General features: G+C 56.4%; 5 protein-coding genes. 1 reads left to right on the forward strand and 4 read right to left on the reverse strand.

All coding sequences use genetic code 11. The features are described 5' to 3' along the window. Positions 1 to 221: 221 nt before the first annotated feature. The 4 genes from Fuma_RS09615 to Fuma_RS09630 form a co-directional block, all read right to left on the reverse strand. Positions 222 to 5450, reverse strand: coding sequence for an AAA domain-containing protein (locus tag Fuma_RS09615; RefSeq protein ID WP_077023945.1), 5229 nt, complete (start codon positions 5448 to 5450; stop codon positions 222 to 224). After that, complete coding sequence (locus tag Fuma_RS09620) at positions 5447 to 6865, reverse strand: M48 family metalloprotease (RefSeq protein WP_083731928.1); 1419 nt, start codon at positions 6863 to 6865, stop codon at positions 5447 to 5449. Before Fuma_RS09620 ends, Fuma_RS09615 begins: the two co-directional genes overlap by 4 nt. Positions 6866 to 6943: 78 nt before the next feature. Next, positions 6944 to 9163: a serine/threonine-protein kinase gene (locus Fuma_RS09625; RefSeq protein WP_077023947.1), complete on the reverse strand. Its 2220-nt coding sequence runs from the start codon at positions 9161 to 9163 to the stop codon at positions 6944 to 6946. Between the two features lie 3 nt (positions 9164 to 9166). Next, the gene (locus Fuma_RS09630) at positions 9167 to 9745 is read right to left on the reverse strand and encodes an ECF-type sigma factor (RefSeq protein ID WP_077023948.1); all 579 of its coding nucleotides are present in this window, start codon (positions 9743 to 9745) and stop codon (positions 9167 to 9169) included. 227 nt (positions 9746 to 9972) lie between these two features. Between Fuma_RS09630 and Fuma_RS09635 the strand changes: the two genes are divergently transcribed. After that, on the forward strand, positions 9973 to 11172 hold the full coding sequence (locus Fuma_RS09635) for a PEP-CTERM sorting domain-containing protein (RefSeq protein WP_077023949.1): 1200 nt from the start codon (positions 9973 to 9975) through the stop codon (positions 11170 to 11172). Positions 11173 to 11263 lie beyond the last annotated feature (91 nt).

Here is an 11263-nt window from a genome sequence, read left to right on the forward strand (position 1 = left end):
CTCTCACACCAAGCGAATTCGCTCGTAAAGCGTTACGGCTGAACGGTTTATGCGGGGCGTTCCGGGATGCTAAAAATCGACAACGGCAGCCGCGCAGCCACAACACTGCTGAACGGCGTCTGCGTTCGAAGCATTTGCCATACGACGGCGATTCACTGTGGCAGGGCGCAACGTCGCGAAGGTCCATTCGGGCGGGGCCAGTAACAGATGAAGGACTGCCCTTAACGCTTCAGTGCTTCATGCAGTCGAGTCACGCAACACACTTTGTCGTGATACCAATCTTTCGCCAGCACAACTTCGACCGTCCAGCCGAAGGCCGCCAGCAGCCGAGGCTTCAACAGTTCGCGTTCCAGCAGATCGAGCTGCTGGTACCATTGATCCGTGTCGACCAGAATCCCCAAGCGATATTCCCGATCACCTTCTCGACGTACCGCAAGGTTGACTCGAAAATGCGACTGCCCGACATCGAAGTCGATGGTGAAGCCGAGCCCCCGCAGTTCGTCCGCGATGTCGTTTGTGACGGGATCGGGCGACGTGGTCCGATCGCCACTGCCCGGGCCGTAGCCACTTAAACTACGCAGCACCGTCGCCATCGCTTCCGCCTGGCCAACGGAGCACGCTTCCGCATAACGCAGATATCGTTTCAGGCAGTTGGCTCCGTCGTTGTATTCGTTTGTAATCGCGGTTGAACGCATGGAAGAGACCAGCGTCATAAATTGCTTCGCACGCGAAAACGCCACGTTCAGCCGTTTCTCGCCGCCCGCCATGTTGATCGGGCCGAAGTTCATTCGGGTGCGACCGTCCTGATCCGGGCCGTAGCAGACACTCATGATGATGATGTCTCGTTCATCACCCTGAATGTTTTCCAGGTTGCGAATCAACAGGCCCGCAAATTGGCCGTCGTCCTCGCGTTCGAGTTCGGCTTCGAAAGCTTCGCCGAAGTCGGAATCGTCTTCTGCCAAACTTCGCAGAGCACGTTCGATTTCCGACTGTTGAGCTTCCGAAAAGGCGACGATGCCGATGCTGTAACCGCATTCCTGCAGCAACAACGAACGCACCAGCTGAGCGATGTATTCAGCTTCGAAGGTGTTGCGTCGTTTTTCGTAGACGCCTTTTTCCATGAAGTGAAAGCTCACGGGTCGATCGATCACGGCCTCGGCAAACTCCGAGCCTTGCGTCGGTCGTTCCACGCACAGTTCGGGCAGTTCCGGCTGAGGTAGCGATTCTTCCGGAACGGTCAGCAGCCGCCCGCCGTAGAAAGCGTGGTTGGAAAAACTGATCAGCGATTCGGACCGGCTGCGATAGTGCCAGCCGAGCATTGTCGACGGCAGGTTCTTCGATCCATGGTTCAGAAGGCTGCTGCTGTTCAGATCGTACGAAACCAACTCACCGTCTTCTTCAAATTCCAATTCGTCATCATCCGCACGACGGCTGCCGAAGAAGCTGGTTGGCGGAAGTTGCATTTCGTCGCCCACCACGATCGCCTGGTCGGCTCGAAACAGCGCGGGAACGGCATCTTCCAGTGTGATCTGGCTGGCTTCATCAAAGATCACGGCATCAAAATGTTCGGCACTCAACGGCAGCGTGTCCGACACACTTAACGGACTCATCAACCACACCGGCTTGAGATCACGAATCACCAACCCGGAATCGCCGCCCGCCAGTTCACGAATGGACTTGTACCGCATCGACTTCCCGAATTCGTGTTCCAGTTCACGGCGTCCGCGTGCATACTGCTTCCTAAATTCCTTCTGGTCGGGCGTCAATTGGGCAGCCGGAGTCGTCGAAATCACGACGTTGTCACAAAACTGCTGCCGCACGGATTCTCGAACCGCCTGAGCGTTCTCAATGAGCCACTGATCTGTCTTCGTCATCAGCTGCTGCAACAGCGATGATCGAGTATCTCCGTCAAATCGAGCCACGTCCGGAGCGGCTCGGTAGGTTTCGTTCAGACTGTGTTCGGCAGCGGCCGCTTCCAGTTGCTGCGTGGTCAGCGGAAGTGTACGCAGTGCGTCGGTGAGTTCTCTTGGCAGCGGCTGGAGCGTCGCGAGGCAGTGCAGGCAATCAGGTAACTGGCCAATCACAGCGTTCAACTGTTCGACCGACGCAGATAGCTCACCCGGCGAACAATATTGGTAAGCATCCAAAAACCGATCGGCCGTTTGCGTGAAGTCGTTTAATGGCTCTCGCAATTCCGCCAGAGCAAACAGCGTTGTTGCGCCGTCTTTCGATGCGCGTGCATAGCGAGCCAGAGTTTTGATTGGACCGGATTCCGTTTTAAGCCGTTCTTTCACGCTTTGCAGCGATTGCAAAAAGCGGTCCAGATCCAGATGAATCCCAAACTCGTCGCTGACTTCCTGCGCCACTCGGTAGCGATCGGCCTTTGCTTCGTGTTCGTCCTCCAACTTCTGCAACACCGAAACCCAAGACGGTTTGATTTCGTGATGCGAAAAGTCATACGCTCTGTCCAATGTCTTGCGCAATCGCCACCACTTCGGCTTCAGAGCGGATAGTAGCCCGCCTTCCAGCCGCTTCGCCTGTTCCAGTGCTGTGCGAGTGTCTTCGGGAGACAGTTTTTGCCGCCAGTGCTGGTTGGTAGCGATGTGTTTCGCGATCAGCGCGTCACACTTTTCGAGCTTGCGGACGCGCCGCTGAAGTTTTTGAGCTCGATTCGATTTGGTGTCGAGCAGCTGCAGTAAGTCACGCTCTGTCAGAAAGGCGGTGTCTTCGGCAAATTGAATCGATTCGGAGAACTGATTGAAGCTGGACGTTGTCTCAGAAGGCAGTTCTAATCGAGCGACCTCATCGCAAATATGCTGCAATTGATGCAGCGCTTCGACAAGGCATTCGGTCACCAGTTCGATCGGCCGTTCCGCGTCGACGACGGCCGCGCTAATCAGGCGCAGTGGATGGTTCGCGAGCATGCCGGAAGGTTCGATACGCTGCAGGCGAGTTTCGAAATCGGCGAGTTGTTGTCGATGAGCTTCAAAGGCGGCATAAGTGGGGACTCGTTCCCAGTCGTGCGGCAGCAAATCGCGAACACGCGGCTTCAATTCGATCAATCGGTTCAGCAGCGTACGAACCGGAAGGCCGATATGATCCGGCGCCGATGTCATGGACGTGTTGAATTCGTCGATGGGTTGCAGAGCCGTCTGGACGTGATCCACCACTTCATCGCGACGGCCACGGTGCTGATCACGCGGCTGTTCGGCTTCCGCCAGAAAGTCGTCGTACGTTCGCTTCAGGTCCATCACGAACTGCTTTTTGTCCGCCTGCGAATCGTGAATCAAACAGCACAGGTCCTGCAGCCCCTGTTGCTTCAGACGATGGTAAACAACGTCCACGGCCGCTCGCTTTTCGCAAACAAACAGGATGCGTTTTCCGCGAATCACGAAGTCGGCAATGAGGTTTGCGATCGTCTGCGATTTACCAGTGCCCGGTGGCCCTTGAATGATGTAGCTGCCACCGGTGCGAGCCTTCGCCGTGGCCGTCGCCTGAGTCGGATCGCAGGGCACGATGTGGAAGCGTTCTGTCAGCGGCACGGCGTTGGTTGTCGGTTCCGCACATGATCGATCGGCGATTAGCGCCTCGTCGCTCACGTTGTCATCAAGTGCCCCCAGCGCAAACGTCGCTTCGAACGCTGCGTTCGCCGTATTTTCGACAATCAGGCGATTGTAATCCTGAGCCAGCGACATGCGGCGGTACTTCAGATTCGCCAGCGTTACTGAACAGAAATCGATTTCCCAGTTCAGCGGATTGTCGTCGACTTCGTCCAGCAACCGATAGAATTCGCCCTCCGCTTCAACTTCCGCTGCTTCAGTTCCGGCCTCTGCTTCTGAGGATGGAGCCGTTGTGTTGTTGGCGACCGACTTTGCCTTCGCAGCTTTGGGCGAAGACTGGTCGATCACACTTTCCAGTTGCAGCTTTGTCGGCGAAATCATGTGTTCGAAAATGCGAACACCGAGCGGATGGTAGTTGACCGAATCGTAACTGTAATCCAGATCCATGAAGTGCCGAATGCCACGTCCCGCCAGTCGCGTACGCCGCCGATACTGATCCAGCCGCCGCTTGGCTTTGGCATGAATCAGCTCAATCCTTGCCTTGTCAATTCGCCGCAGTTCTACCGACGCATCATTGGCCCGAATTGTGTTACGGAAGTTTTCGCAAAAGGTGTCCAGGCTTTCGGCCGACAGCTCAACAGTCTCCGGCAGTTCAATATCGTACAGCTGCTTGAACAGATGCCGCACAACCGGATTAACTTCTGCCTCTCCGTCCATCGCCTGCAGCGAATAGCGGTCGTGAATGCCCTTTTTGACGTCCAGCTTCACCGGCAGCAGCAGTAGCGGCGATTCGTAGCGTTCCGGTGGCGATACCTTCAGATCGGCCCATCTCAGGAACGCCACAATCAGGCGCAGCTGAGCGAACCCGAAGTCATTTTCGTCTCGCCGCGCTTCGGCTCGCAACCGATCCAACGTGGCCGGCAGGTACGCCGCTTCCCGAAAGTTCAGAAACTTATTCAGCAACACCGGCTTCTGCTTCAGCACGTCGTCGCGGAAAGCATTGTTCCACGACAGTACCTGTTCCTGCCGAATCGTCGACACATCGAACGACAGCGGAATCGACGCCTGAGTCAGGTTGATGGTCTGCAACGTCGTGCGAAAGTGCAGCAGACGATTGCGGCGGTTGATTTCGAAAAGCCGTTCACGCAGTTTGCTGAGCACCACTTGGCGCTTGTCGGTGAACGTCGCGGCGGATAATGCTGAAGTGCTGGCGAGGTCGGTTTCGAAGTCGACTTCCTGATCGCGATAGTTTTCCAGTGTCGCCAGCAGAGCTCGAAGGTCCGGCGGACGCTGGTGCCGATCCAGTTCTGTCATCACCACGATTGTGCGAGCGATCACAGGGTGCAACGCTTCGTTGATACGAAACAGGTTGTTGCGGTGAGTGACAAAACGTTCGAGGTCAGCGGGATCGGCCAGGTCCAGCCCACAGGCGAGGCTCGCCAGAATCAAGCCGAGCGAAAACACGTCGGTGACCGGATCGTGATGGCCGACGGTGTGCTCCCAGCAGACGTAACCGGGCAGCCATGACGGCGTCGCCGCCGCACCTTCGGACGAATCAGTGACATGGCTATCCTGCCAATGTTCGTCGCCATCGTCAACGTCAAAGGTGACCTGCGACCGGCCCGTGACGTCAACTCCTGCGCTCGCGGGATTCAACAGCTTCTTCACCGTTCTCAGTTGGCGGCGCAGCGGCAATTGGTCCGATTCTGAAAACCAAATCTGGCGGTTCGCGACCTTCAGGCTGTTCAAACCTTCCAGCGGCGCGACTTCGCCGTAATCGTGAGTCACAATGACCTGTCGGATTAACGGAAGAAACGAAACCAGCACGTCTTCCGTCGGAAACCCTCCGCTGTCGATTTGGGATCGCAGAAACGAATGAAAGTCGCTCACGCCACAAACTCCGTTTCCGCCGCCAGCACGATTTCCTTCGCTTCCTTCTGAACGCGGTGCAGCGTTCGCTTACCGATTTTCAGTTCGTCGGCACACAGTTTGTCGAAGGGTTTTCGAAGTTTCAATTTGTCTGCGAAGACGACGGCTGCCGCCAGAGCTGCCTCTTCAAGGTCCGGATCGCAGGTGGCGAAGTCCAACAGCAGGTAGCAGAAGTAACTTTTCAGCTCCTCGCCGTTGTTATTCGACTGAGCGTCGTAGTGGGACTCGCCAGAGTTCCCGTGACTCGGCGGCGTGCTGGGCGTGGGCGGCGCATCGGGATTTTTGGCGAAATCCGCTACGTCGCTATGAACGCTTTCTTCTGCCGCGTCTGGCACCGTGAAGTCTTCGAAAAAGCGTTTGGCATGCCCAATCAACACGGGCGTTTGTAACCATTCTGGCTTCAGAAAATCCTGTAGAAAGGACTTCGTTATCCTCGCCAACGATTGCTGCTGCAGCAGATCAAGCGTCGCCAGCTGCAATGGGCCCTCAATCAGCGGTTTTACCTTTTCGTCGCACGTCGCTGGATCGTCGGCCCAGAATTTCAACGATTTGGCTCGTATGTACATTTCGGGATGAGTCACCCCGTCGCTGCCTGCCCTTTCCTTCTCCAAAATTTCCTCAGCCTGTTGCAGATACGCGTCAGCGTTCACCGCCGATTGTCCGGTTTCGATTTTCAACAGGCAGCAGATACAGGCGTCGATGTCTTCTGTAATCATGGCGGCTCGGCGATCACAATACAGTTCTGTATACAGCTTGTAGTTGCGCCATGTACGACTTTCGGCGTCGCCGGAGTTCGCGTCGTTGGTCATCGCAGACAACACTTCGTCGACAATGTGAAATTCGCCATCGTCAATCGACAGCAGTTCGTAGTGAGCCAGCTCGTGAGCCAGCAGCGCCTCCATTTCTCGTTCAGTTAGCGTTTCCTGCAGCGGCCCATGCAGAACGATATGAGCTTCCCCCGGCAGCCACGTCATTCCGGCATTCAGGCCTGAACTTTGTTGCGCCTGATAAAGCGTGACCGGAACCGACAGGCCCATCCGAGCGGCGATAGCATCACATTGCAGGTATAGAACGGCGGCGGAATCGCGGTCAAGACGATAGGCGGTCTTCAGCAGATTTAGCTTCGAAGCTTCGTAAGCGTCTGCTCGCCGCCTGGTTTCACCAAACCAGTTGTAAAGCTTCAAGCGGTGATGCTGCAGGTAGTGGCGGAGTTCCCGGTGATATGCGGTCAGGAACTCACGCGCAGCCACGGGCGGGCGGAGCGCTGCTTCGTTTTGTCCAGTTCTAAGCGGTGTGTTCTGTTGGTCAGCCATGACGGGCGGATCGTACATCACGACGCGGATGCGGTGTAGTGACGTCGACGAAGACACCAACATTCTCACATCCGTAGCGTACCGGGTGATGGCCGGAATGGCGTGGCCCCAAACGGTGGCGGAGGCCCTACGCCAATCAGATCACTCATCTTCAAGCCGCCGCAGATCCCGTTCGATCTTAGGAATCACTCGGGCAAACGTATCAGAATCTGTGTTGGCAGCGTCCAGAGCCAATTGCAGAGTTGCTCGAGCGGCAGCGTGGTCGTTGCCGCCTCTTAGAATTCGGCCCATCAGTCGCCGCGCGGTAATTGTGCTGAAGTCTGCTGCGCCGTTTGTGCGTTCGAAAGTTTCCACGACTGGTATCAGCACTTCTTTGGCGGCATCGTAGTCTTTCAGGCGGTAGATTGATTGAGCCAGTTCCAGTTGCGCCCATAGCGTGGTGACGTGATCTTCGCCGAGCGTAGTGGCCATGTTTTCGAAGACCGTTCGGTGGATCTTCTCCGCTTCTTTGTGTCGCCCCTGCTTAGCCAGAAGTGAGCCGAGATTCGCCAGCATGATCAGAGTCTGCTTGTTTTGAAGACCGGCTTCAGCAAGCTGTAACTCGTACGCTCGTCGCAGCAGCTGCTCGGCTTCCTCAGGGCGGCCATTTGCCCGCACCGCTTCGGCGAGGTTGTTCATGGACGCCAAAGTTGAAGAATGCGATTCTCCCAGCTTGGCAATTCTGCCCTTCCATGCGCGGCGGTACAGCGGCTCCGCGGCTTTGTTATTTCCCTGGCGCGCGAACGCGAGGCCAAGATTATTGACGGCCTTTAGTGTGTCCACGTGCGACGGGCCGAGTTGAGACGTCCAGAGCTGCAATGCCAGTTCATATTGTTCGACGGCGTTGGGGTGGTCTCCCATATTGTAATAGACGGTGCCGATTTCGTTTCGAACGGCTGCTTCAATCGCGGGACGTTCGCCGAACATGGTGGGCACATGCCTGGCCGCTTCCCCCACAATCTCAGTCACCGTGCTGTGCTGCGGATCAGAAGAATCTTTTGCAAGAGGTATTAGCCTCGTGATGAAATCGTTCGTCATAAAACTATTGATGGCGAGCGCCTTATCGGCTTCATACTGTGACTTTTCCGCTTCTGCTCGAGCTTGCTTTGCTTCGACGGCGTACAGAAACATGCCCGCAGCCAAAGCCAGGATGGTGGCCACGATTCCTCCGACAAGCGTTCGGTTGCGGCTGACAAACTTTCGAAAAAGATAGCCTCGCGATGCACGCCGTGCTCGAATCGGTTCGCGCTGAAGGAACCGCCGCACATCATCAGCGAGATCTCGCGCGGACTGATATCGGCGTGTCGGATCCTTTTCAAGGCACTTGGAAAAGATCACCTCAAGGTCCGCGCTCAAGGTGGGAGCGACAGTCCGCAGTGGCACCGGCGACTGCTGCTCAACCGCACGAATAGCCTCCACGAGGCTGTGGCTTCGCACATCGATCGGCAGTGTTTTTGTCAGCAGTTCGTAACCGATGACGCCCAGAGCATACACGTCGCAACGATGGTCGACGTTGTCTTCGCCCGAAAATCGTTCGGGACTCATGTAGCCAATTGTCCCAGCAATTTCACCGATCGCTGTCCGCATCGTGGTCCCGGTATTGCCGCTTTCGTCGATGATTCTCGCCACTCCAAAGTCAAGAATCTTCGGAAGGTGCGACAATATGCTTCCTGCAGAGTCTCCCGCCATCATGATATTGGCTGGCTTTAAATCGCGATGAATGACGCCTCGCTCGTGAGCGTGCTGCACCGCGTCGGCGATCTCCAAAAACAGCACCAGCTTCCGCTCTGTAGACAGGTCGTGCTGCTGCATGTGCCGATGCAGGGGCAGACCATCCACCAATTCCATCGCAAACCACGGCTGTGGCCCGTATCCGAAATCAGTCATTCCGGACGCATAAACATGAGCCACTCCAGGATGCTGCAGCCTGGCCAGGATCTCGGATTCGTGCTGAAGACGCCACAGCAACTTTTCGCAACTGTGGCCTGGCTGCAGCAGCTTGATGGCGACTGAGCGGCCAGGATGCTCCTGAATTGCTTCGTAGACGACTCCCATTCCGCCCGCACCGATACGACGCGTGATCCGGAAATCGCCGATCGCTCGACCGATGAAGGCGTCGCTGATTTCCGAGGATTCAGTGGCCTCGAAAGGTGACTTCAAGAAGCCGGTGTCCTCTTCATGAGCGTCCAACAACCGCAGCAATTCGACCTTCATGGATTCGCTGTCACAGTGGGCATCACAAAACGCCGCACGATCTTCAACAGGAAGGTCAACGGCCTGTTGAAACAACAATTTCACTTTGGCCCAGTGTTTGGTTGGCATCTGTCAAACGCCTTCAATTTGAGTTCGCAACCATGCTCGAGCGTGTGACCATTCGTAGTACACAGTCCGGGGCGACATTTTCAGCAGGCCAGCACATTGTTCGACAGTCAGCCCGCCAAAGAATCTCATTTCCACAATTCGATGCTGAGTCGCATCTCGATCACGCAGATCCTCCATCGCAGAATCCAGAGCGATCAAGTCAATGGCCGGCTTGGTGAATAAGGGCGATACGCTGTCGATACGCATGGTCACAACTTCGCCGCCGCGTTTTTGGGCCTGCCTGGCCTTAGCGTGGTTGACCAGAATTCGCCGCATCACGATGGATGCTGTCGCAATGAAGTGATCGACGTTACGAAACTGAGCGGACTGGTCATCCGACCTGACAAGTCGCAGGTAGGCTTCGTGGATTAAAGCGGTTGTTTGCAGAGTATGGTCGTCTCGCTCGCGCCGCATATACGCGGCCGCTCTCCGGTGCAGTTCGTCGTACACAATCGGAAAGAGTTCGTCCGCCGCCGCCGTGTCACCAGCCGCAACGCCAGCCAGGAGAGTGGAAACATTTTGCGGAACGTCTTTGGCGGTCATAGAAACGGATCCCGATGTTTTAAGGCCACGTCGCTCAGCCTTCCACCCGACAGTTTCGCACAAAATGCAGCGAAAGCGAAAAAACTTTGCAGGCTCTGGTCATGTTTCCTGCTTCTTCCTGCGGGGCACTGATTTCGCCGACGGGAACGCGTGAGGCGACCTGAAGTGCAGTCGTCACCTATGTGAACGTTCGACCACTTTGCGCAATTACAGACGGGAAAGTTACGATGGGAAAGCGGGCCAGCCATTTAAAAAGCTTTGGGGTGCTTGCGGGCATTATTGTGATGGGCCTGTTTGAGGAACCACCGCGGGCCGACGCGGGAATCATGACCACCTACGTTACGGGCGAATCGGCTGGCAGCAACGTCATTTTTAAGGTCACGCTTGACGCATCCATCGCCGGCAGCGGAACGGTCGGGGTGGCTGTGACTGAGGACCGTGGCCTCCACCTGGACGGAATCGATTTCGCGCCTCATGGCGACGGTCACACCGGAGTTATGGTCGGAATTCCTGACGGTAAGGTGGGTTTCTACAACGTTGTCACCGGAGCGACTTTGCCCGACTTTATTGCGGACACATCCGCAGTCGCGGGTGCGACTGGCAGCGCGACGCATCCATCGTCGGTGCTGAGCACGCCGACTCATTTGTACTATGTCGAAAACCAATTCGGTTTCGATGGAAGCTCCGATCATCGCATCATGCGGAAAGCCTTTTCTGGCGGACCGGAAGAAGTCGTCTTTGATGGCGGCGTCGCCGGAGCCGGTGGGCTTGTTGAATTTGAGGGGCTGGAAATCGTCGATGACCGGCTCTACTTTTTCGCTCAGGATCCAGCGCCCGCACCGGCCGCGACCACACGAGCGCTGATGAGTATCGACCTGGATGGTGCCGGCATCTGGGATGGTTCGGCACCGACCGCTCATATCACGGGCTTGGCACGCGGAGCCATTGGCGGTCCACCGGTGCCGGGCGTATCGGACGGTTCTGACGAGCTGGACTTCGATCCGTCCAGCGGTCTGCTGTTTGGCACCAACATCATCAATGGCGAATTTATCGCGTATGATCCCGCTCTGGGTATGGAAGTCGTGCCGGGGCTATTGGGTTCAACATCTCACTTTATTGATGGAGGCCACTTCCTGTCTGCCGGCGCAGAAATAGACGGCATTCGCGCCGATGGAGATGGGCATTTGGTCTTCACAGGCCGCGGCGGAATTATCGGTGCGATTGATATCGAAAACGTGATGACCTTGGGCGCCGCCGATCTCAGCAGCGTCTACACCCTGTTCGACAGCCCGGCGTTTACCTTCGACGACCTCACGCCGTTAATTGCCGTGCCTGAACCAACCGCAGTGCCGCTGTTGCTGGTGGCAACTGGTCTGGGTCTGTTCGCTGTGCGACGGAGAAGACGGTGCGTGCTCGAAGGTGACTGAACCGCCAAAACAATCCGAGTTCCGGGCATAAATGCGTAGTGTCAAATTCGTGGCCATCGGCTAAACTGCCGAGCAGCGCGACGAATTCGAA

Source organism: Fuerstiella marisgermanici (assembly GCF_001983935.1).
GTDB lineage: Bacteria > Planctomycetota > Planctomycetia > Planctomycetales > Planctomycetaceae > Fuerstiella > Fuerstiella marisgermanici.